A 23045-nucleotide genomic window follows, 5' to 3' on the forward strand; every position below is an offset into this window, starting at 1 on the left:
GCGTTTGAGGGGATTCCACCAGGAAAAGGTGGACGAGCAAGGGGGGGAGTGGTGTGGCGGAGCCTGGGGGAAGAATAACGCTGTGGCGTCAGGCGAGCATAACCTGATTGATCTTGTCTCTCAGGGTGTCCAGGACAAAGGGTTTCCGGATGAGGTGCGCTTCGCGGTCCACCGTGCCACGCGCCTCGATGATATCAGCCGAGTACCCGGACATGTAGAGCACTCTGGCCGATTTCTGATGGTGCAGGATGGCCTGCACCATCTCCCGGCCATTCATGGACGGCATGATCACGTCCGTCAGGATCAGGTCGACGACTGTTCCCGGTTCGCGGCAGAGCCGGATGGCCTCTTCGGGCCCCGAGGCAGTCAGGACGTTATGCCCCAGCCTTTGGAGCATCAGCGCCGTAACTTCCCGCACATCGTCTTCGTCATCCACCAGGAGCGTAGTTCCGGCGAGCGCGGGTTCACTCGCCTGCGTACCCGTGCGGGCCTCCGGGGCATTTTCGACGCAGCGAGGCAGATAGACGGAGAAGACCGAGCCTTTGCCGGGCGCACTCTGGACGGCAATGGCGCCGCCGTTCTGACGCACGATGCCATACACCGTGGCAAGCCCCAGGCCGGTCCCCTTCCCGATCTCTTTGGTCGTAAAAAAGGGCTCGAAGATATGTTCCATGGTCTCTGCATCCATACCGCAGCCCGTGTCGCTTACCGTCATTAATACGTATTCGCCCTGCGAAGCACCCTCCAGAGACCGTGCCGCTTCTTTATCCAGCACGATGTTCTCCGTTGCGATGCTGACGCTGCCGACACCCGCAATGGCATCGCGGGCGTTCACCACCAGGTTCATGAGAACCTGATCGGCCTGGACCGGATCGATCAGCACCGGCCAGAGATCCTCACGTGCCACATGACTGAGAATGATATCTTCTCCGATAAGGCGGCCGAGGGGTTTGCAACTCTGGGTGATGAGCCGATTCAGGTCGACACGGGAGGGGTTGACCCGCTCAGTCCGGGTAAATGCCAGCAACTGGCGTGTAATGTCGCGGGAATGCTCGGCCGCTTTGATGATCTGATTCAACTGTTCGGGTGCCTCTTTGCTCTGAAGGCCGGTGAGTTTGAGGATGTGGGCATAACCGAGGATCACCGTGAGTTTGTTGTTGTAGTCGTGGGCGATTCCTCCGGCCAGCCGGCCGACGGCTTCCATCTTGTGAGCCTGACCCAGCCGTTGAAGTATGTCCCGCCGCTCGGCCTCGGCCTGTCTGCGTTCGGTCACATCGATGCCGAGAGCCACCGCGGTCATCACCCGGTCATTGTCATCAGTAAGTGGAGCGAACTGAACCCACAGGATGCGCCCCTGGCAGTTGAATTCCTCGCTCAGGGTCTCGCCAGCCAGGGCTCGGCGATAATAGTCTTCCAACCGGCAGGCGAAATCATGTTCGAACATATCTGCCGGCGTACGTCCGATCGCATCCGGACCGTCCAGGCCAAGGGTGTCGACGAGATTCCCCTCGAACATGAGATAGCGTAGATCTGCGTCCACAACCCACACGGCGCCGTTAGGTATTTTGCGCGCGATTGCCCGAAGCAGTGCCTCGCTCTCCCGCACGGACTGAAGCATTCCATCCTGCTGCTGATAGGCGACGGCGAGAGACTCCCGCATTTGGTTGAACGCCTCCACAAGGGAGTCGATCTCATCGCCGTACTGCTGTTTGTCCAACTTCAAGGGCTGTTTCACCCCGTTCAGACCCAAGGTGGTAAAGTAGTCTGCTGCGACTACCAGGTGACGGGTCACCTGGCGTTCGAAGAACATGAAGGCAAAGAGCATCACGAGGGTGATGGTCAGGGTCTGGAACAGCAGCGTAACGGCTGCGGTGGACAAGGCATCGCGCAAGATGGCCTGGCGATCGATTTCAATATAGAGCTTCCCGAGGGGTATCCGCCTCCCGTTGTAGTCCATCGAGAGCGGTACTGTGCGGGCATCGGCGAACTGCTCGCTCCTGGTGCCCGACTCAATCATTTCGCCGTTGTGGTCGGAAACGGCCACATAACTGATGAAGGGATAGTGGTGTATGCCGTCGACCTGGGCAGCAATCTGACCACGGTCCAGATTCCACAAGGCGGCGTTTATGGCGTCAATGTGGGTCTTTTTAAGCAGCTCGACGGATTCATTGAGAGAGATTTTACTGCGGCGGTATTCAATGGCGGTGAAACACCCGGAAAACACAACACTGAGTGCCAGCGCCAGCAACAGTGCCTGACGGAACAGCCTTTTGCCGATTACGTTTTTGAGGGGGTGTGTCGTCATTGTTTCAGTCTGCAACTCCGAGGACCGACGTCATAATACGGCTGCTCGCTCCATCCCGCTTCATCTGCCTGAGGGCCTCTGCAAGTGGAGAGACAAGAGCCGAGTGCTTACGGTTGACGTAAAGATACATGGGTCGCCGGGCAAGGGGTGGGGTGAGCGGACGCACTCCCCTTTCCCGGCTATGCTTGAGGTGTGCCTCTCCCCTGCGCCGGTCGAAGATGACGATGTCAACCCTGTCATTGGTGAGCAGGTCGAACAGTGCCTTGTCATCTTTGACCTTGGTCAGAGACCTGACTTTTGTGACGTTTTCCTCAAGAAGCTTCCAGCCGGTAATGAACCCCACCGAATAGGGGCCGAGGCTCTCCCATCCCCTGAGCTTGATCGCCGGATCTCTGGCAAAGGCAGTGAACTCATTCTCGCAGACGGGCTCCGGAACCATGACCAGATTGGGATACATTTTCTCGATCCCGGCAACGCGAAGATATTCGCCGTCCACGATCCCCAGGTTCGCATTGACCAGTGAGCGTTCCGAGGGAGCCGTCAAAATTTTGGTCGACACACCGATCCGCCGGAATGCCTCCATGACGGTCCGGTCGGCAAGTCCGCTGCCGTCCGGGGTCGAGTAGGGGGGAGCATCGGACGTGCTCAGTTCAAGCGTCATGCCGTGGACATTACCCGTGAATGCCGCCAGGACCATCAGCAGGGCAAGGATTTTACGGTGCATCGAATCTACTCCTGGAAATGGGGATGTCTCTCGGTTTAGCACAGGTGATGCCAAACCTCAGAAATCCATGCCCGCAACGGCAAAGACAAAAAACTCCACCCGCCGGACAGCGTAAAACCGGCGGATGGAGTCATGACATATGAACGTCCCCCTCCCTGTTCGGATGCCGGCCCCTCCGGCAGGGAACGTTCTGATTGCAGAGGGTCTAGAACGTCTCGAACTCGGAATCCAGCTGATCTCCCCCTTCAAGATTGAGGTTGAGTCCTGCGTGTGCCGCCTTTTTGGCCGGAGGCTGACTTGCCTTGTGGTACCCGTTGGCCGGTGCGTGGGCAAGGGCCGGCTTCTTCGCCGCAGGCTTTGCAGCCGCAATCGTGCTGGAGGACTGCGCCGAGTTGTCGACGCGGAAAAAAGAGATGATCGACTGGAGCTGTTCCGATTGGGCAGACAGTTCTTCTGCCGTGGATGCCATTTCTTCGGCTGCGCTGGCATTCTGCTGGATCACCTGGTCCAGTTGCTGAATGGCCCGGTTGATCTGCTCGGCGCCAGTGTCCTGCTCCTTGCTGGCCGCGCTGATCTCCTGGACAAGCTCAGCGGTCTTCTGAATGTCAGGCACGATCCGCGCCAGCATCTCTCCGGCCTTCTCGGCAACCTCCACGCTGGAAGCCGACAAATTGCTGATCTCGCCGGCGGCCTTCTGACTCCGCTCGGCCAGCTTGCGCACCTCGGCCGCGACCACCGCGAACCCCTTGCCGTGCTCTCCGGCCCGCGCCGCCTCGATAGCCGCGTTCAGCGCCAGGAGGTTCGTCTGGCGGGCGATCTCCTCGATGATGGAGATCTTCGATGCGATGTCCTTCATGGCGGTGACGGTTTCGGCCACGGCCTTGCCGCCGTCGCGGGCATCCTGGGCGCTCTTGATGGCTATCCGCTCGGTCTGGGAGGCATTGTCGGCATTCTGCCTGATATTGGAAGACATTTCCTCCATGCTTGACGACGCCTCTTCCGCGGCAGCCGCCTGCTCGGTGGCACCCTGGCTCATCTGCTCGGAGCCGGAACTCATTTCGCGACTTCCCGCGGCCACGTTGTTGGCGGCGCTCTTCACCTCGGCAACCACCTCGGAGAGTTTCTTCACCATTGCTGAAAGGGCCCGCATCAACTCATCCTTGGCCGAACGCTCCCTGAGCTCCACCGTCAGGTTGCCGCCGGCAACCTCCTTGGCGGCCGCAACGATGCCGTTGGTGGCGTCGATGAGCGTATTCAGGTTCTGCTTGATGATGTTGTACTGACCCCGGTATTCCTTGGTGATGAGAGACGGCATGTCTCCCTTGCTGATCCGGTCCACGTAATCGGCGGTAACCATCAGGGGCTCGACAATATTGGTGATGGTGTCGTTGACCCCCCGGGCAAGCTTGTTCCAGCCACCCACAAAGAGGTCTGCGTTGGCGCGTTTGTCCAACTGGCCGTCGGCGGCGGCCGTGATCAGGATGTTCAACTGCTCCTCGAACGCCTTGAGGTTCGACCGCACCCCTTCGATTGTCTCGTTGATGAACGCCTTTTTGCCCGGGAACTTCTCCAGTTCGGCATCGAAGTTACCTTTGCCGAACTCGGCTACGCAGGCCATGGCCTTCTTCTTGACGCTGATATGGCCGTTGACCATGTCGTTCAATCCCTTGGCCATGGTCCGGTAGGCGCCCTGGTAGTTGTCGGCGGGCATCACCACGTCGATGTCGCCCAGGTCGTGCATCTTTGACATTTCGTTCATGTCGCTCAACAGACCGTTAAGCGTATCGATGCACCGGTTGAGGTTGTTCTTCACCAAGTTGAAGTCGCCGTTGTAGTTGTCCGTGATCCGGGGAGGAATGTCGCCGTTGGAGATGCGGTCCACATACTCGGCGGCCACATTGAGGGGAGTTATGACCGAATCGAGGGTCTCGTTGACGCCCGACACGATTTTCCCGAAGTCTCCCTGGTGCTTTGCGGCATCGGCGCGGGTCGAAAGGCGACCTTCGACCGCAGCCCGGGCGAGCATGTCGGCGTCTGCGATCAATGCCCTGATGGCGTCGACCATCTTCTGCATTTCCGCCTGCAACAGGCCGGTTTCATCGCGTGCGGTCGAGTCCAGCATCACATCGGTATCGCCTTGGGCGATCTTGCCGGCAGCGGCAATGCATGCGCCGATTGGCTTGGTGATTGACCGGGTAACGAGCCAGGCGCAGGCAACCGCAAGGAGGGCCGAGAGGATAAGGAGCGACACGATGATGTTCCGGGAAGTTGCGAATGTTGCCTCGGCATCCTTTCCGGCGGCATCCACATGTTTGGCTTGATAGCTCGCCAGTCCCTCAACGGCATCGAAATAAATTCTTTGCTTCTCGCGGTAACTGCCGAACAGCAGCTTCTGGGCGCCGGCCTTGTTGCCGGCCTTGATGAGATCGATTACCTTGAGAAGCTCCTCCCGGAAGGCGGCGCGGGCATCGGCAAGCTCCTTGAGCTTGGCCTTCCCTTCATCGCTGGTGATGTGCTTGGTCAATTCATCCACTGTCTTGTTGACGCTTGCAGAAGCATCGTTGATACGGGTCAACTCCTTCTGGATCTCCGCCTGGTCGTCCAGCAGGATCGCGTTTCTCAGCGCCCGCGCCACCACGTTGATCTGGTGATCGACCTCGAACGTCATCTCCGCCGCCGGCCAGCGTTCCTCCACAATGGTTGCGAGGCCGGCATGCAGGGCACCCATCCTATTGATTGCAATGCCCCCCAGGATCACCATGAGTGTCACGACCAATCCGAAACCGAGTCCGAGCCGCAATCCGATCCGCATGTTTCTTACCATATCAACACCTCCGTTGGTTTCCTGCTGTTCATGCGCATCCCTTTCTCCAGTCGGCAGTCTGGGTGCATCCCGCTATTGCCCGAATTTTCGCGGCTGGACATACGCACTGCTTAGTTACGCTTCGGTATACATTGCCGGTGGAGGTATCAGGATTTTCCTGATTACCCTCCTCTGTATTCCTGATACCTATGCAGACGGCAGTCAGAAAATGAAGCCGGGGAGGAGATGTGTCGCCTGAGACGGCGGCTGAAACGGCGTGATGTGAAATGCAGCGGGGATTGACTTGCGGAAGCAGGTTGACAGGAGAGTATCAGTCCAGGGTGGTGAGCCCCTCACGGATGGCGAATTTGGTCAGGTCGGCAATACTGTTGGTCTTGAGCTTGCGCATGATCTGCATGCGCTGGGACTCCACGGTCTTGACGCTGACGTCGAGGGCAAAGGCCACTTCCTTGGTGTTCTTGCCCTCGGCAATGAGCTGAAGCACTTCCCGTTCACGGGGTGTGAGGCGGATGGAGGACGCGGAGTCTGGCCGGCCGCGCCGGCCGAGGTAGTCCTTGACCACGACGCCGGTAATGCGGGGACTGAGGTAAAAACGGTCGGCAACCACTTCGTGGATGGCATTGACCAGCTCGTCAAAAGCGCAGTCTTTGAGGAGAAATCCCTGGGCTCCCGCAGAAAGCGCCTCTTCGATGAAGCGGCGATCCGAATGCATGGAAAGGGCGAGAACCCTGACCGACGGATGATCGGCGGCTATGCGCCTGGTAGCATCAATGCCGTTCATCTCCGGCATGGTGAGATCCATGAGGACGATGTCAGGGTCGAGATCCTTCACGCACTGGGTGGCGACCCGGCCGTTATCGGCCTCCCCCACCACCAGGATATCCTTTTCCATCGAAAGAAGAGACTTGAGCCCCTCGCGCATGATCTTATGATCGTCAACAATTACAACCCGTATCCCCACTCGGTAACCTCGCTCCCTCAGAACCTGTCAGCAACCAACGGTTTTCGTCCCATACCCCGACTCAAAGCCGTTCCCGGCCGACCAACAGTGCCATTCGACGCGGACTCCAACGCCTTCGGCGTTAACCGATCAGGCCACATGCCTTTGAAGCCGGCCACGCTCTGCAGAAACATCGGGTGTGGACCGATTCCCTTCCTCAACGTATGTATACTGCAATGTATCGGTTTGTTACAATAACGTTTTTGGGTGTAATTATCAATGGGTGTCACGGGCAAGGTCAAGAGGTGCGACGACGGTGACCATAGTCCCGGAACCGGGGGACGACTCTATCGCCAGCGAACCGCCCAATCGCTCGATCCGCTGACGGATATTGAAGAGACCGAATCCGCCGCCCGCCTTATCCCTTGACTTCTGGGCAGCCTTTGCCACGTCGAATCCCCGGCCGTCATCCCTGATCGTTATGCGGACGGATTCCCCCAGGCCGCGGATGTCTATCTGCACCGTATCGGCGCAGGCATGCTTCGCCGCATTGATGAACACCTCGCGCACCACCTGAAAGAGGGTTACCTTGATCTCCTCCTTCAGGGGTTTGAATGTGCCGTCGTCGCTGAAATCGACGCGAAACCCGTGTTTATCATGAAAATTCTCCCCCAGCCATTCAAGGGCGGCTTCAAGCCCCACCTCGTAGAGAAGCGGCGGGCTGATCTGGAATATGAGGGAGCGGACGTCCTGGATCGATTGGTCCAGAAGCCCGGTGAGTTCTCCCCATTGGGTCAGACCATCCTCCGTCACGTGCTCCCTGAGCGAATGGGCTCGAATCTTGGCAAAGGCAAGGGTCTGGCCGATGAGATCGTGCAGGTCGGTGGAAAGCCTGCGGCGCTCACGCTCTTCGGCCAACGACAGTTCCGCGGCCAGGTTTCTGAACTCTTCCTGGTAGCTGAGCAGTGCATTTTCGGCCTTGGTACGCTCGGTGATATCGTCGCCGATGCTCATGGTGCCGATGATGGCCCCCGAGCTGTTGCGGATAACCGTATTGGTCCAGGAAATGAACAGCCGCCGGCCGCCGCAGGTGACGATGTCATTCTGGACATGGACCGGTATGTTGCCCGTATCAAGGGATGAATAAAAGATTTGTCTGACCGTTTTCTGATCAGGGGGGACGAAGCGGTCGAACCAGTTGACGCCGATCACTTCCTGGCGCTCCCATCCCACGAGCTGGAGGAAGTAGTCATTGCAGAAGACCAGCTTGCCGTCCGTGTCGAGTAGGATCGCCAGGAGCTTGATGTGTTCGAGCGTTTCCCGGAATTGCCGCTCAGTTTCGATGCGCAGGGCGACTTCAAGCTTGAGGTGGTGCCATCGGCGCAGATAGAGGAGTGCAAAGGCCAGGGCAAGGATAGTTGTGCCGAACACGGAAATGTCCTTGATCATTCGACTCAGGAGGAAATGAGTTCGTTCACCAGATTGAGCAGCGCATCGCGGGTGAAGGGCTTGTGAAGAATCCGGTCGGCGCCGAGTGTTCTGGCGAGTCTAAGGGGGAGATCAGGTTGCATCTGGGGAGAACCGCCCGACATGGCGATGATTTTCGCTTCCGGGAAATCGCGACGCAACTCCATGATGGTTTCTACGCCTTCTTTTTCGGGCATGATAATATCGGTAATCACCACGTCTGCCGGTGCCCGTCTCATGGCGTCAAGACCGGTTACGCCGTTGTCGGCCGTTTCCACGGCGAAACCCGCTCCGGAAATAAATCTGCCCACGAGGGTTCGAACTTGTTCGTCGTCATCAATGACCAGAATATGTTTCATGGAATGGCGCGGACTCCGGTGGAAGGAATGGATGTACCTGTTACTGTCAATTAAACCCTAATATTGCCCGTTTCACAACCCATTCCCTTGGGGCCGCTCAAATTTCCTGCACTCCCGTGGCCTTGCCGTGCCCCGCATCCCCGCGCGGGAGAAAAAAATGCCGCGTTTTACCGCGGCATTGCCGTTAACAGTGCATCACAGGCGGGCCGGCAGAGCACTTTTTATCGGGCGACCTGTTCCCGCTCCACCTCGCGCACCAGATGGGGGACATCCAGGATGAGGGCCACGGAGCCGTCGCCGAGGATAGTTGCGCCCGAAAGCCCCTTCACATCCTTGTACATCTTGCCCAGGGACTTTATGACGGTCTGGTGTTCGCCGATCACATCGTCGACAACAAAGCCGATCCGGCTCCCCTGGATGGTAGTGATCACGATCTGCTCGATTTCCGGAGGTTCCCCCTGGATGCGGAAGCGTTCGCGCAAGGGGATGTAGGGGATTATCTGGTCACGGACGTTGGCCAGGTTGCGGCCGTGGGCATTGGCCACGTCCTCGCGGGTGAGCTCGATGCACTCCTCCACGATGGACAGCGGCATGACGAAGCAGTCGGTGCCGATCTTGACCAGCAGGCTTTCGATGATTGCCAGGGTCAGCGGAAGCTTGATGGTGATGGTGCTCCCCTTCCCCCGTTCACTGGCGATGTCGATGGTGCCGCGCAGGGCATCGATGGCCTTCTTCACCACGTCCATGCCGACGCCGCGCCCCGAAACGCTGGTGACTTTCTTGGCCGTGGAGAAGCCGGGCGCGAAGATCAGGTTGTAGATCTCCTTGTCCGTCAGTTCGGCACCGGTAGTGACGAGGCCGCGATCGACCCCCTTGGCCCGGATTGCCTCCTTGTCGAGGCCGGCTCCATCGTCGGTGATGGTGATGAGCACGCTGTCTCCCGAGTGAACCGCGGCAAGATGCACGGTGCCCTGGCGGGGCTTGCCGGCGGCCTCGCGGGCTTCGGGCATCTCGATGCCGTGGTCGATGGAGTTGCGGATCAGGTGGACCAATGGATCGTTCAGCCTTTCGATGACAGTCTTGTCCAACTCGGTCTCGGCCCCGGCGGTGGTCAGTTCGATGTCCTTGCCCAGTTCCACCGACAGGTCGCGGACCAGCCGCTTGAACTTGCTGAAGGTGGTTCCGATGGGGAGCATCCGGATGTTGAGGGCAGTGTCGCGCAGTTCGTTGGTAAGACGCTCAACTTCCTCGGCGATGGTGACGAGGAGGGCATCGTCGCGGCCGGCGGCAGTCTGCGAGAGCCGGGCCTGCACCGTAACGAGCTCACCCACGAGGTTTACGAGGATGTCGAGTTTCTCGGCAGGCACCCGGATGCTGGAAGCGCTTTCCTGGGCTTGGCGCTCCTTGCGGACCTCCTTCACGTGCTGCTGTTCGATAAGGGCCGACTCGACCTTCTCGGGTTGCAGGATGCCCTGTTCCACCAGCAGCTCGCCGAAACGCTTCTGGCGGGCAAGGATCGCCTCCATGTCCTGCCGCGTAAGGTCCCCGCGCTCGGCCAGGATAATGCCGAGTTTCTTGTAGTCGGAATCGACGTCGAGGATGCCCCCGTCGTCGATGGTGTCGATCTTCAACTCGCAATCATCCTCGATGAAGATGAACACGTCACGGATGGCATCGATCCCGCGCCTGCTGGTGAGGATCACGTCCCAATACACGTAGCAGAACTCGGGATTGCACTCTTCCAGTGCCGGCACCCGCTCCATCTGGGCCACGACCCGGCATGAGCCGAGCTGACGCAACTCGGCCAGCAGCAGGAGCGGATTGGTGCCGTTGACGGTTATTTCCGGGGTGGGAATGAACCGGATGCGGTAGGTCACTGCCGCATCCCCCTTTCCCTCGGTGTCGAGCGGGGCGTGAACCGATTCCATGGGCAGGGGATCTCTCACCTCGGGAGCAGGAACGAGCGCCCGCAAACCGGCTATCACCTCTTCCGCCTCGCGCCCCTCCACGGGTTCGCCCCCCTCCGAGGCATCGAGCATCCCCTTGATGAGGTCCCGAGCCCTGAGAGTCAGGTTCACCAGTTCCCGGGTCACCGTCATCTGGCCGTTGCGAACCTTGTCGAAGACCGTCTCCACCTCGTGGGTGAAGGTGGCGATGTCCTCGAAACCGAACATGGCGCCGGACCCTTTGATGGTGTGCATGGCGCGGAACACGCGACCGATGAGGTCCATGTCCTCCGGGTTCTCTTCCAACTCCAGGAGCGAGCTCTCCAGTTCGGTGAGCAGCTCGTAGGCCTCTTCCCTGTAAGCCTGCCGATGGGCGTCCATTAGCCGAGCACCTTCTTGACCACCGCCACCAGCTGCTCAGGCTTGAAGGGTTTGACGATCCATCCGGTGGCACCGGCGGCCTTGCCTTCCTGCTTTCGGCTTTCCTGGGATTCGGTGGTGAGCATGACGATGGGAGTGAACCGGTAGGTGGGATTGGCCCTCACCCCTTTGATAAGCCCTATACCGTCCAGGTTCGGCATGTTGAGGTCGGTGATCACCATGTCGACCCTGGTGCCGGCGAGCTTCGCAAGGGCATCCTTGCCGTCGACGGCCTCCACCACGTCATAGCCGTTCTGTTTGAGGGTGAAGCTCACCATCTGGCGTACGCTGGCGGAATCGTCAACCGTCATGATAGTTTTTGCCATTACTCATCTCCTCCAATCCAAATACAGTTCTTGCCGACATCGCGCGAACAGCCCACATGCCGCTCGAATCCGGCGAGGCCGACTGATTCCGCGAAAACGGGGTTATCCCTTCCCGTGAGGAAAAACCCCTTTTGTCTCGTACAGGCGGCGCGATGGGCCGAGCAGAGCAGTTGCAGGCCGGTAATATCGACGGCGCTCACCCCGCTCACATCAACCTCCACCGAGCCGGCCTCGTCCAGAGCTTCAAGCAACGCTCCCCTGAATTCTCCGGCAAAAGGTATGGTCAGGTCACCCCCGACGCCGAGGACGTACCGCTCGCCCGAATCCCCCCCGTGCTTTCGTTCAATCGTCAGTCCGTTCATGATATCTCCTAACCGGCTAGAACAGTTCCACGTTATCGCCGAGGCCGTCACCAGAGGACGCGGCCGCCCCTGCCGCGACCACCGGGGTTCCGCCGCCGACCACCCGGTGATGGACGTTGCGTTCGCTGTGCATGGTATACCGCTGGGCCAAATCCAACAGCTTGCCGCCGTTGCCTCGCCGGGCCGCAGCGGGAACCGTCCGGCGCATAGTACGCAGCATTTCCTCGATCGCCGTCGCCACCCCGTCGAGCAGGGCACCGGCGGTATTGTGAACCGAAAGGCCGCTGGTGGCAGCCTCGATGTCGGTCGAAAGACTTCCCACCGCACTGTCCATATCCGCAAGCAGTCCGAGCAGCCGGCTGTTAATGGTCTCCACCGAATCGAGCAGCCGTTTCAGCTCTTCCAGGAGGCGTTCAATCTCGTCGGTTCCGGAGCTCACGTCGGCATCAACTTCCTGGACGAGGCGGCCGGTGACCTCGGTGACCTCGCGCAGAGTCGCCGAAACGTCTCCCGTTCGGGTACGGGCATCCACCGACAGGTGCTGGATCGCCTCGGCAAGAACTCCCAGGGCTGCACCGCCTTCGCCGGTATTGGCCGCTTTCACCTGCGAGTTGAGGGCTATCAGCTCGATCTCGACCCCAATCTCCTCAATGTCGGTCACAAAGGCGGAAATGTCGTTCACCGAACTGACCACCATCATCATGGCCGAAGCCGTGTCGCGCTTGGCGCGCACATTATCGGTAAGAACCCGGGTGACGCTGGCCATCTCCTCTTCCATCCTGGCGAAGAACGAATGTCCTGTCTGGTCGGCGCTGCCGGTAATGCCGCGGGTTTCCTCGGACATGCGCGTCTCTTTAGCCACGATGTCGCGCAAATTGAGAATGATCCTCTCCACCGCCGACACGAGCTCATCCCGCGAGTGGAGAAGCTGTGCCAGTTGGAGGTCGCAGACCTCGGCCGCCTCGGCCACATTCCCCTGAGGGTTGTCGCCGGGGCTGTCCAGGTGGCGGACGACATCTTCCAGCGCCTCATTGACATGCTCGATCTGCTGACGGGTGATGTCGTGAAACTGGAGAGACGTGACCACTTCGCCGATACTGTCGGCAATCTCGGCCGACAGGGTGGCCACGTCGTTGGCCACATCGGAACAGCGGGCATGAAGCGTGCTGAGCGCACCCAGGTTCTCTCCGGTTTCGGAGATGATCCGGCGGACATCCTCGCGCTGGCTCGACTCGATGCGGGAGATGCTCTCGAGGGTATCGGTTATGACCCGGCCGAGAGAATCCTTTTCCCCGAGAATCCTTGCCGACTTTTCCTTGATGGAAACCGACAGCCGCTCGACATCCTCGGCGAGGGTATTGAATCCTGCAGCCCCTTCGCCGAGCCGCGCGCTTTCAATCTTGACGGCAGTGCTGAGCATGTGGAGGTTCTTGATGATCTTCCTGAATCCTTCGAGGGGGGTGTCAACCCGGTCGATCAGATCGAGTACCGACCTGAGCGTCCGGGTCAGTTGCTCGGTCTGGCTGTCGGCCTGGCCAAGATAGGCGGCAATCCGGTCGAGAATTGCGGAAAGCGACTCCATGTCGCTGCTGAACTCGTCACCGAGGACGTTCTCAGCCACACCGCGGGTCATTCGTTCGATATCGCCCGCACGGCTGTAAAACTCGTGGAGCCTGGCGCCTACGGCAAGGAACTCCTCTTCGGTCGAGCCGGTGACCCGTCGCAGCCGATCGCCGGCATCCACGAGACACGACTTCCAAACCTGCAACTCCCGCAACAGGGTATCGTCCGCACCAGCTGACGGCGCTCCTCCCGGCTGGAATCCAAACTCCGCCCCTTCCTGCCTGAACCTGCGAAACAAGTCGAAAGCCACTGTGTCAAGCCTCTCTGGCCCCCAAGCAACCGGGAAACCTAAGCCACCGTTTTGACTAACCGTTTACCATATCGACAAATTAGTGAAATACTTTAATCAATTCAATGCGGGTTCGAATCAGGAAATTCCTGATATGCAGCAGGTCGGACAGGCGGCTCAGAGCAGACCGTGACTTCTGATCTCCTTCATCAGCCGCTGCTTGGTGATCGGCTTGACCAGATACGAGGTGGCTCCGCCGCGATAGAATGCCTCCACCACGTTCTTCGGGTCGTCCAGTGCAGTGGTCATGATGACCTTGACCTCCTGGGCGCCGTTCAGCCCCATCTCCCGTTCGATCTCGCGGATTTGCTCCAGGGCCTCGTGGCCGTCCATATTGGGCATCATGATGTCCATGCAGACAAGGTCATAGGGGCGGTGCTCATCAAGGGCCAGCCGGAACGCCTGGACTGCCTCCTCCCCGTCGGTGGCGATATCGCACTCACCGAGCGAGGCGAGAAGCTCCTTCATGATTTTGCGCGAAATGAAATCGTCCTCAACAATAAGCGTCTTCATCGACATCTCCTTTCCACATCAGTTCATTAACCCGTTTCACGCCTCCGGCGGACCGCATGCACCCGCCGTCGCCGGCAGCAGTGCAGCCACAACGCCGACCAACTCGTCCGCCCGTTCCCAATCGCCCCGCCGCGAGGCGAGCTGCAGTCGAAATATTTCATCAACGAGCCTGGTCCTGCCGAGATGGGCGGCTGCCCGCTTCAGCGTGCGCGTGCAGCGCTCCACCGCATCCTCGTCCCGATCCCCCACGGACGCACCCAGTTCGTCCATCAGTTCACCAAACATCCCTGCCGACGAAGCCGCGTCGGCAGAATCCGGCCTGTTCTCCGCAGGCGGTGCGGACGGCTTGCTCTCGCCGCAGCAATGGCGGCTGATGACTCGCCTCAATTCACCGAAGTTAACCGGCTTCGCCAGGTAGTCGTCGGCTCCCGCCTCAAGGCAGAGCTCCCGGTCGCCGGCCAGGGCACGGGCCGTCAGAGCAATGATCGGAAGTCGTGCCCCACCGGCCGCTTCGCCCGCACGGATGGCCCTCATGGCTCCAAAGCCGTCCATCACCGGCATCTGAACATCCATCAACACGAGATCAAAAGCTTGCCGGCCGATCGCGGCCAGGGCCTCGACGCCGTCTCCGGCAAAGGTGACCCTGTGGCCGTCGCTTTCAAGCAGCAGAGAAACAACTTTTCGGCTAACCGCGCTATCATCGACCAGAAGCACAGACAGGGGCCGGACCGCTACAGGTTTTTCCGCTACCGCCCAGCCGGTCGCAGGCGGCGGGGAGGCGATGTCGTCCGGCGCATCGCGCAGACGCACCCTGAATGAGAAGGTAGTCCCCATACCGGGCTCGCTCGTAACGGAAATCACCCCGTCCATGGCCTCCACCAGGCGGCGGACGATGGCGAGGCCCAAGCCGGTTCCTCCGTGGATGCGGGTGGTGGAGCCGTCGGCCTGAACAAACGGATCGAAGATCGTGTCGAGCTTTCCCGGAGAGATACCGGGACCGGTGTCGACGACGGAGCAGGAAACATCAATCCGGCTGTCGTCGACAGCGGCGGCTCCCAACTGAACGGTAACTGCCCCCTGCTCGGTGAACTTCACGGCATTGCCCACCAGATTTGCCACGATTTGCGAGAAGCGAACCGGATCACCCGTCACCGTTTCCGGTACGTGGGGGGGCACATCAACCGCAACCATGACCCCCTTGCGCGCAGCAACAGCCCTGAAGGGTTTGACGGCCCGTTCCACAGCCTCCCGGATGGCGAAGGGGACCGCTTCAAGTACCAGCTGGTGTGATTCGATCTTCGAATAATCGAGGACCATGTTTATCACCGCCAGCATGCTTTCCGCAGACTCGCGGGCAATCTCGGCGTACTCACGCTGCCTGGGGTCCAGGTCTGTTTCCCTCAGGAGCTCCAGCGTACCGATCACGCCGTTCATGGGAGTCCGGATCTCGTGGCTCATGTTGGCCAGAAAATCGATCTTGGCCCGGGAAGAGTCAACGGCGGCTGCATGGGCGGCCCTCAGTTCGCCCTCCATCTTCGAACGGTCAGTGATGTCGATCGATATACCGCCGACATCGACCACCCCCCCGGCGGCATCCCTGAGGGGAAACTTGATGGTGTGAAACACTCGCACGCCCGCACCGAAATCGAGGAATTCATCATGGACGGCGGTGGCATTTGATTCGACGACGCGGCGATTGATTTCAGAGAACTGGTCACACATTGCCGCCGGGAATATCTCATTCAGGCGGCGACCGACGGCTGCGTTGCGAGGAATGCCCGTCTCGCGCTCCCAGGCATTGTTGACAAGCCGGAGCGTTCCGTCCACGGATGTAATGTAGATCGGCAGCGGAGCCTCATCAAGTATCGTATCGAGGAATTCGCTGGTGGACCGCAGCGCTTCCTCCATCCGCCTTCGCTCGGATACGTCCCGCGCAATCCCGAGAATCTTGCCGTCCGGCAGCAGGTGCGCCGAGAGTTCCACCGTCAGCTGATCCCCGTTGCGGGTCCAGACGGTCCGCTCTTCCCGCAGGGGCTCACCGCCGACTATTCGCGCCAGGGATGCCGCAGCCCACCCGGAATCGACTCCCCTGCTGAGCACGCCCCAATTCAGAGCAAGAAATTCATCCCTGGTGTAGCCGATTGCGGAACAGATAGCGGGATTAACGTCAAGGTAGCGCCCCTCGGCATCCATGATGAAGATGCCGTCAATCGCGTGCTCGAATAATGCTCGATAGCCGGACACGCAGCAAAGGTCCGCCGTGTTTCGGGGCAACAGTCGGCAAAGCAGCGTGTACGGTGCTCCGAGCACCGATGCAGCGCACTTTTTCAGATAAGTTACCAGACTGCCGACCATTAGTGCTCTCCGAAAGCCGGGATGGTGCTCAGAGCGTTTTTATAGACTGCTACGTCAGCTTATCGTCCCCAGCACCGAATAGTTGAGAGTTTTCTGAAAAATTGTCCGGCCCTCATTCCTTCCCTGCCAACGACACTCCTCGTATCAAAAAGAAAACGCCGCGGAAATCCGCGGCGTTGGTTCCTCTGATGCCGTGAGATGCTATCTGAAATCAGCGTACCGGGATATGACCAGGTCACGGCTTCCGGCCTCCTTGAGATGACACTCGTAGCAATTCTTGACCGTGTCCACGCCTGAGGGTTTTCCTTCCGCCGTGAAACCTGCAAAGAGCCAGCCGCCGGTTGCAGTCTGTTTCTTGTCTTTGGTCATGAGGACGATCATGCTCCGCTTCCCCTTGGACGGCTTGCCCCCCACATCCTTGATAGTGTGCTGGACCACCACGAACCGGCTTCCCTCCGGGTAGGGACCGCCCTTCCGGTAGGCCGCCATGGCCTTTTTGTCCACGTAAATATTGTGAATGCCGTAAAACAGGGAACTCTTGTCGGCTATCACCTTTTCCTTGCTCATGTCCCACTTCTCGTAGCCCTTCGGCAGCGACGCGCCGGCTGCGTGCGCCGTTGCCGCGGCCGCAACCGTCAGGAGGGCGACCGCCCATGCAATGCCTTTCATCAATTCCTCCGGTTCAGATAGTGCGGGAAAATCCCGCGGATTTTTCATTATAGCTCGTCCGTTGCCGCCTTGAGCGCCTCGGCAAAGGTAGCGGGAGTGCCGCCGTGCCGGGCAATGAATGCCTCTGCGGCAGCCTTGTCGGCAAAAGCCCACTTGGGTGTCTTCGTCATGACTCCGCGCCGGTCGCCGCCGATGACCCAATGGGCTTTCCCGGCGTCGATCAGCGTGCCGTTCGTGAAGTCACCAACCTTAAACGACGCGACAGGCTTATTCTTCTTGGTCTTCAGATCCAGTGCGACACAACGGATGCTGCAGGTGGCCACCTTTTCGCCGTCCTGGTAGACGACCAGCATCCTGCTGTGGGCGAACTTCACCCGGTCCATGCCGCAGTGGACGCAATCGGGATACTGCACGGCATCGGCCGGTGCGGCGGCCGACGACTCCGCGGCTCCGCCGTGCCCGTGATGACCCTGACCGGCAACCGCCGGCTGGCCGGACGCAAGAAAAACTCCCGCAACAACAAGCATGGCAGCTGTGAAATATCTTATTCTCATCCTGTTATCCCTTTCTCGTGCGTTCGATATGGGCTTGGCAACTAGCGACAAGCCCTCAAGAAAGATTGCCGGCCGCGACCGGCAGTGCCATCAAGCATACGTACAATACAGGGTAAACTTCAAGAAGTATTGCGCCGTCCCCCTCGCTCTCCGTTAGCGCCGCGTCCCGACGGCAAGGCAACCCCGTTACTTACTGAGTGACTTCTTCGGTTTGGTGTGTGACAGATCGAACTGGAACATGAGATAGCCGTAGTGGATATCGTCATTGCTCCCCGATGCGTCGCTGAAAAATCTGCCGGTGAAGAACCTGTCGTAGCCTGCAATGATCGACAGTGCGTCAGAAATTGCATACGTCAAGGTGAAATCAGTTTCCAGGCCGATCCGGCGACTGAATCCGTCGGGTACGTAGTTGGCCAGAAAATAACGCCCGGTGGCTGTCAGGCTCAGATCCCCGGTCAGATCGACTCCCCAGCCGAGCGTGTAAATCTGGAGCCCGCTGGCGTGATAATCACCAACATCCAGCCCCGACAGGTCACCGACAACGTTCATATCGCCAGTGAGAGACGAGTCGGTGGCCTGATTCAGAAACTCCTTCCTGCCGCTCACGCCGAGGGCCGAATCACGACTGCCCGAGCCATAGGCGGCGCCGGCAAAGAAATGGTTGCCGATCCCTCCGAGGTCAGTGTCAATCATGATATCGGCGTGACCACCCCAGGCTCTGATGCTTTCGTTGGCGTCAACTCCGTTGAACAGGCGTCCCGTTTGCCAGACCGGTTCTACTTCGCAGCTGACGGGACCGAACTTTGCCGTTGCCCTGACGCCGAAGGAATTCCGATGCTCCCCGTCATGACGTTCTGCGGAGCCGCTATCGCGAAATCCATAGAATTCCAGACCGGTACCGTCGCTGATGTGCCATGCGGCATAACCGCCGGCGAGGCCACCCTCTGTGCCGTCTGACCAGGGAGTGGCATACCAGCCGCCGAAGATGTCGACCGTCAGCGGAGCCAGAGGCGTTATCCGCAGGCGCAAAGCATCATAAACAAGTCCCTTGTAGAATGAATCACTCCCTAGCATGAAGGAGCTGCCGTAGACTAACTCCTGACGGCCGGCCTTGAGGGAATTTCCGTCCCGGAGGGGACAGAGGATCTCGGCAAAGCCCTGGTAGAGAGAAAGCTTGTCGTACTCCTGGCTCCCTCCGCTGAAGCCGTACCCCTGCCCCTCAGCGTGGAGATCGAGCCATGCCACCGGATGCCAGAAGAGGTACGGTTTGACGCGATAAAGGAAACGGCCTTCAGCGTGTCCGGGTGCCTGGCTGAAGTCAGGGAGCCGGAAAGAGCCGGCACCTTCTCCCCTGACGAACCCATTCACGCCAATCCGGTATTCATAATCGTACAGATCAGGCTTGGCGAGCATGGCTTCGACTTCATCCCGCAGCGTGTGGTAACCGTGCCGGCTCTCCAGCTCGGCGTCGAGCTCATCCCTGAGACGGAGAATCAAGGCCCGTTCCTCGGGGTCAAGCGCTTCCTTTCCCCCTGACCGACACTGCGCGAGTACCTTTTCGAGGACGCCGAAGAGGCAGTCGGCGGCCTCACTCCTGAGACACGGCCGCCCTTCGATGGCCATGTCGCCCGAAAGCACTCGGCCGGCGTCGTATTTGCGGGTCAGCTCAGCAATCTGGCGGCAGGTGCCTGCCTCCGTTCTCGCGTCATCGGCCCCCATTGCCCATGACGCAGAACAAAGGGCAAAAGCAGCTGAAATGCCAATCACCTTCCTTTTCATGTAATCCTCCAGTGGTTACCAGATCAACGGCCGCATACCGGACATCCCTGCATCGACAGGGGACGCTCCAACCGGCAGGCGGCCAGCAATTCATCATTGACGAAGATGTCACGGGTGGGACCATCGGCCGCCACCCTCCCCTCGCGCAGGACAATGGTCCGCTCGCACAGCTCCATAACCGTGTCCAGGTCGTGAGACGTGATAATCTTCGTGTGTTTGAAATCCCTCAGAAGTCCCATGATCTGGCGGCGGGCATAGGGATCGAGACCGGTGGTTGGCTCGTCGAGCACCAGAATATCGGGGCTCATGGACAGCACCGTTGCAATGGCGACGCGCCGCTTCTCGCCTCCCGACAAGCGGTAGGGGGGCTTATTGCTGAGATGTGCGACGCCGACCTGTTCCAGGGCATCCGCGACCCGGCGCTCGACTTCCACCGGCGGCAGCCCCAGGTTGAGGGGACCGAAGGCGACATCGTCGAAGACCGTCGGCATGAAGAGCTGGTCATCGGGATCCTGGAAGACCATACCGACGGTCCGGCGCACCTCGGGAAGCGTCGTCCGGACCACGGGTGTATCGCCCACGCGCACATCTCCCCGGGTAGGCGCGAGATACCCGTTCAGGTGCAGCAGCAGAGTGGATTTCCCCGCCCCGTTCGCCCCCACCACCGCCACAGATTCGCCGTGATGGATCCGGAAGCTGATGCCGCGCAGGGCATCGGTGCCGTCGGGATAGCAATGACAGAGGTCGCGGACCTCGACGATGTGATGGCTCATGGATATCCCCCCGTTACCAGCCCCCCCAGCAGGTGGGGAATGTTTACCAGCCTGAGGAGCACGAAAAGCGCGCACCAGCCGGCCGTGAAGATCAGCTCGGCGCGGCCGATGCGGCCCTCGCGCCGCACGTGGAATTGCCCGTTGAAACCCCGCGAGAGCATGGCCATGTGAATCCGTTCGGCCCGGTCCCAGGTGCGCAGAAGCAGGCTCCCCACCAGGGCCGAGTAGGCCTTCAGCCCCCTCCCCCGACCGGAAAATGTGCGCAGCTCCCGTGCCCGGACCATCCGTCCCCCCTCGTCTGCCAGAACGAAGAGATAGCGATAGAGGAACAGCAATTGCACCACGAACGGCCGGGGAACCCCGAACCGCTCCAGGGACATGCAGATGCCCGAAAACCCGGTCACAGCCACGAGTACGACTGCGGCACCAACCGTGAGGAGTGACCGGACGATAATGGACAGGAATGAAATCCATCCCCCGGATATAACCAGGGGGCCGAGGGTTAGCAAAGGTTGCCGGTCCAGTAGCGGGTTGAACAATCCCACCACCACGGCAAAGGGGAGGACCAGCAGCAGTTTCCGGAGGATGACCGTTGCCGGCAGGCCGGCGGAGGCAGCCAGCGCCACCGGAAACACCGCAAAGGGGACAAGGGCCGCCAGCTCATAGCGACCCAGGGATACGACCGCAACGATGAACGCGAAGGTAACGAACACCTTTACCCTGGGATCGAGCCGGTGAACGGCCGAGTTTCCGCCGGCGAGAAGATCAAGCCGGTTCAGCTCGCGTAGCGCCGATTCAATGGGAGCCATGGAGGGCGGCAATCAGGACGGGACCGCTTACGAAGACGCCCGGTGGCGCAGGATCAGGCCAATGACGAACGCGACGCCGAGCGTCAGCGCCCCCCCCACAATCCCCGACACCGAAGTACCGAGCCTGCCGCTGCCGGTTGGGGCGGCAGTGTGGTCGACATCATGAGCTGCGGGGGCGGTAAAGGAATAGTCGGGCAAGAACGCCACCTTCTCCTGAATCGAGGCTGCCGCGCCATGGAAACCATCGCGGGGCGCCGCCAGCTCATCGGAACCGGTCACCCGGCTGATGGCCCATTCGAGCCCGTCAGGTTTCTCCGATGCGAACCAGGAGACGATACCTCCGGTGAGCAGAGCCATTACCCCCAGGGTCACCAGTACCCCCCGGAGGCCGGGAGCGGTGCTCCGTTCCGGATCGGACATGGGCAAACCGGTGATCTCGGGGTGAACGCGGCTCACGAAACCGATCACCGCCGCGGTGACGATCCCCTCCACCGCGCCGATGGCAAGATGGATCGGTTGCATGAGAAGCACAAAGGAGGTGAAGGGAAGCGCCGAAATGCCGGAAGCAACCGTCTCGATCACCACGGCAAAGGCGCCGAACTGCAGGCCGGCGACCGCTGCGGCCAACGATGCCGCCGTGACTCGCCCCTGGCCCGAGCCGGGAGGCGCAATTACGCGGTAGATAAAGGGATAGGCAATGAACGCGGGAAAGAAGCCGAGATTGAAAATATTGCATCCGAGCGCCAGCAGGCCGCCATCCGCAAAAAACAGGGCTTGGACCACCAGCACCGATGCAATGGTCAGAAACGCGGCATGGGGTCCCAGCAGCACAGCCAGAAGCAATGCCCCCCCAAGGTGCCCGCTTGACCCGGTCCCCGGAATGGTGAAGTTGATCATCTGCGCTGCAAACACGAATGCGCCGAGCACCCCCATGAGCGGCACCTTCCTCTCATCGAGCTCCTGCCGCACCCTTCGGCAACTCCAGGCAACAGTACCGGCCGTGGCCGCCCACAGGGCTCCCCCGACCGCCGGTGAAATAAGCGCATCCGCCATGTGCATGCTGCCCTCTCTTTCCGGTGCCACCCGCGTGTCACCAATCAAACACATCGTAACACGCTACAAATAACCGACACAGAATGGTATGTCAACAGCATTATGCCGTATACATACACCCAGATGTTTTAGCTAAAAAAAAGGGGAGCCCGATCCGGGCTCCCCTTTTTTGCTGAAAGAACTGCTCCTCAGGAGAGGGCGTTCAGATCCCTGAGAATATCTTCCACATTGAGGCCGTGGGCATTTGCACCTTGTTCGAGGGATTCGTTCTGGGCCCCCATGCAACCGATGCAGCCGAGATTGTAGGAGCGAAGAACGCCGGCCACTCCCGGATGGGTCTGGAGAGCTTGAGCAAAGGTCATGTCTTTCGTGAACTTCTGAGTCATATGGGATCCTCTTTCAAAGTTGTTGCGGAGAAATCCCCGCAGGCGGCATGTATGCGGTTAGCAACTCGCGCTTCAGACGTACTTGATGTCGATGATTTCGTATTCCTTGAGCCCGGATGGCACCTTGATCTTGACGCTGTCGTCGAGCTTATGTCCGATGAGGGCCTTGCCCACCGGCGAAGTGCAGGAGATCTTGCCCAGTTTGATATCGGCCTCTTCTTCGCCGACGATCTTGTACGTGACTTCTTCTTCGGATGCAGTGTCGTAGAGGGTAACGGTAGCACCGAACACCACCTTGTCCGGCTTCATCCCCGTCAGGTCCACCACATAGGCCCGGGCAAGCTTGCCCTGGAGTTCCAGAATGCGCCCTTCGATGAAGGCCTGGCGGTTTTTGGCCGCATCGTACTCGGCGTTCTCCGACAGGTCGCCGTGGCTCCGGGCCTCGGCGATGTCCTGGATCACTCGGGGTCGCTCCTCGCGGATCAGGCGCTTGAGCTCTTCCTGGAGCGCCTCGTAGCTTTCCTTGGTCATCGGTATGGTGTGAGACATGTACTCCGGACTCCTCTGCG

The 23045-nt window shown here is 59.9% G+C and carries 20 protein-coding genes; all 20 read right to left on the reverse strand.

Annotation, left to right across the window (positions count from 1 at the left end; all coding sequences use genetic code 11):
• Positions 1 to 88: 88 nt before the first annotated feature.
• The 20 genes from AABA48_RS08165 to greA all read right to left on the reverse strand — a co-directional run bounded on the left by AABA48_RS08165 (position 89) and on the right by greA (position 23025).
• The gene (locus AABA48_RS08165; protein ID WP_286350023.1) at positions 89 to 2305 is read right to left on the reverse strand and encodes an ATP-binding protein; all 2217 of its coding nucleotides are present in this window, start codon (positions 2303 to 2305) and stop codon (positions 89 to 91) included.
• A 4-nt stretch (positions 2306 to 2309) separates the two neighbouring features.
• Positions 2310 to 3029, reverse strand: coding sequence for a substrate-binding periplasmic protein (locus tag AABA48_RS08170; protein ID WP_286350024.1), 720 nt, complete (start codon positions 3027 to 3029; stop codon positions 2310 to 2312).
• A gap of 205 nt (positions 3030 to 3234) precedes the next feature.
• The gene (locus tag AABA48_RS08175) at positions 3235 to 5853 is read right to left on the reverse strand and encodes a methyl-accepting chemotaxis protein (protein WP_286350025.1); all 2619 of its coding nucleotides are present in this window, start codon (positions 5851 to 5853) and stop codon (positions 3235 to 3237) included.
• A gap of 310 nt (positions 5854 to 6163) precedes the next feature.
• A complete protein-coding gene (locus AABA48_RS08180) occupies positions 6164 to 6814 on the reverse strand; it encodes a response regulator (protein WP_286350026.1) in 651 nt (216 codons plus the stop codon).
• Positions 6815 to 7069: 255 nt separating this feature from the next.
• Positions 7070 to 8242 (reverse strand): PAS domain-containing sensor histidine kinase, encoded by a 1173-nt coding sequence (locus tag AABA48_RS08185; RefSeq protein WP_286350027.1) that lies wholly within the window; start codon positions 8240 to 8242, stop codon positions 7070 to 7072.
• Between the two features lie 5 nt (positions 8243 to 8247).
• Entirely contained in the window at positions 8248 to 8619 is a 372-nt protein-coding gene (locus AABA48_RS08190; protein ID WP_286350028.1) for a response regulator, read from the reverse strand.
• A gap of 221 nt (positions 8620 to 8840) precedes the next feature.
• On the reverse strand, positions 8841 to 10946 hold the full coding sequence (locus AABA48_RS08195) for a chemotaxis protein CheA (protein ID WP_338271282.1): 2106 nt from the start codon (positions 10944 to 10946) through the stop codon (positions 8841 to 8843).
• Entirely contained in the window at positions 10946 to 11311 is a 366-nt protein-coding gene (locus tag AABA48_RS08200; protein WP_010941944.1) for a response regulator, read from the reverse strand. Before AABA48_RS08200 ends, AABA48_RS08195 begins: the two co-directional genes overlap by 1 nt.
• Positions 11311 to 11673 carry an STAS domain-containing protein gene (locus AABA48_RS08205; protein WP_286350030.1) on the reverse strand — a complete coding sequence of 121 codons (363 nt, stop codon included), beginning with the start codon at positions 11671 to 11673 and terminating at the stop codon, positions 11311 to 11313. Before AABA48_RS08205 ends, AABA48_RS08200 begins: the two co-directional genes overlap by 1 nt.
• Before the next feature lie 16 nt (positions 11674 to 11689).
• Complete coding sequence (locus AABA48_RS08210) at positions 11690 to 13546, reverse strand: methyl-accepting chemotaxis protein (RefSeq protein WP_286350031.1); 1857 nt, start codon at positions 13544 to 13546, stop codon at positions 11690 to 11692.
• A gap of 156 nt (positions 13547 to 13702) precedes the next feature.
• Positions 13703 to 14098, reverse strand: coding sequence for a response regulator (locus tag AABA48_RS08215; RefSeq protein ID WP_286350032.1), 396 nt, complete (start codon positions 14096 to 14098; stop codon positions 13703 to 13705).
• A gap of 36 nt (positions 14099 to 14134) precedes the next feature.
• Positions 14135 to 16342 (reverse strand): ATP-binding protein, encoded by a 2208-nt coding sequence (locus tag AABA48_RS08220; protein WP_286350033.1) that lies wholly within the window; start codon positions 16340 to 16342, stop codon positions 14135 to 14137.
• 312 nt (positions 16343 to 16654) lie between these two features.
• The gene (locus AABA48_RS08225; RefSeq protein WP_286350034.1) at positions 16655 to 17122 is read right to left on the reverse strand and encodes a cytochrome P460 family protein; all 468 of its coding nucleotides are present in this window, start codon (positions 17120 to 17122) and stop codon (positions 16655 to 16657) included.
• A 47-nt stretch (positions 17123 to 17169) separates the two neighbouring features.
• Positions 17170 to 17676: a nitrous oxide reductase accessory protein NosL gene (locus tag AABA48_RS08230; RefSeq protein WP_286350035.1), complete on the reverse strand. Its 507-nt coding sequence runs from the start codon at positions 17674 to 17676 to the stop codon at positions 17170 to 17172.
• A gap of 186 nt (positions 17677 to 17862) precedes the next feature.
• On the reverse strand, positions 17863 to 19455 hold the full coding sequence (locus AABA48_RS08235; RefSeq protein WP_286350036.1) for an alginate export family protein: 1593 nt from the start codon (positions 19453 to 19455) through the stop codon (positions 17863 to 17865).
• Between the two features lie 23 nt (positions 19456 to 19478).
• Positions 19479 to 20228, reverse strand: a complete 750-nt coding sequence (locus AABA48_RS08240; RefSeq protein ID WP_286350037.1) for an energy-coupling factor ABC transporter ATP-binding protein — start codon at positions 20226 to 20228, stop codon at positions 19479 to 19481.
• A complete protein-coding gene (gene cbiQ / locus AABA48_RS08245) occupies positions 20225 to 21037 on the reverse strand; it encodes a cobalt ECF transporter T component CbiQ (RefSeq protein WP_286350038.1) in 813 nt (270 codons plus the stop codon). The genes AABA48_RS08240 and cbiQ overlap by 4 nt, the downstream gene beginning before the upstream one ends.
• 27 nt (positions 21038 to 21064) lie before the next feature.
• A complete protein-coding gene (locus AABA48_RS08250) occupies positions 21065 to 22096 on the reverse strand; it encodes an energy-coupling factor ABC transporter permease (protein ID WP_286350039.1) in 1032 nt (343 codons plus the stop codon).
• Positions 22097 to 22278: 182 nt separating this feature from the next.
• A complete protein-coding gene (locus tag AABA48_RS08255) occupies positions 22279 to 22476 on the reverse strand; it encodes a DUF1858 domain-containing protein (RefSeq protein ID WP_286350040.1) in 198 nt (65 codons plus the stop codon).
• Between the two features lie 72 nt (positions 22477 to 22548).
• Positions 22549 to 23025: a transcription elongation factor GreA gene (greA, locus tag AABA48_RS08260; protein ID WP_286350041.1), complete on the reverse strand. Its 477-nt coding sequence runs from the start codon at positions 23023 to 23025 to the stop codon at positions 22549 to 22551.
• Positions 23026 to 23045 lie beyond the last annotated feature (20 nt).

It is taken from the genome of Geobacter sp. 60473, assembly GCF_036323535.1.
Taxonomy (GTDB): Bacteria; Desulfobacterota; Desulfuromonadia; order Geobacterales; family Geobacteraceae; genus Geobacter; species Geobacter sulfurreducens.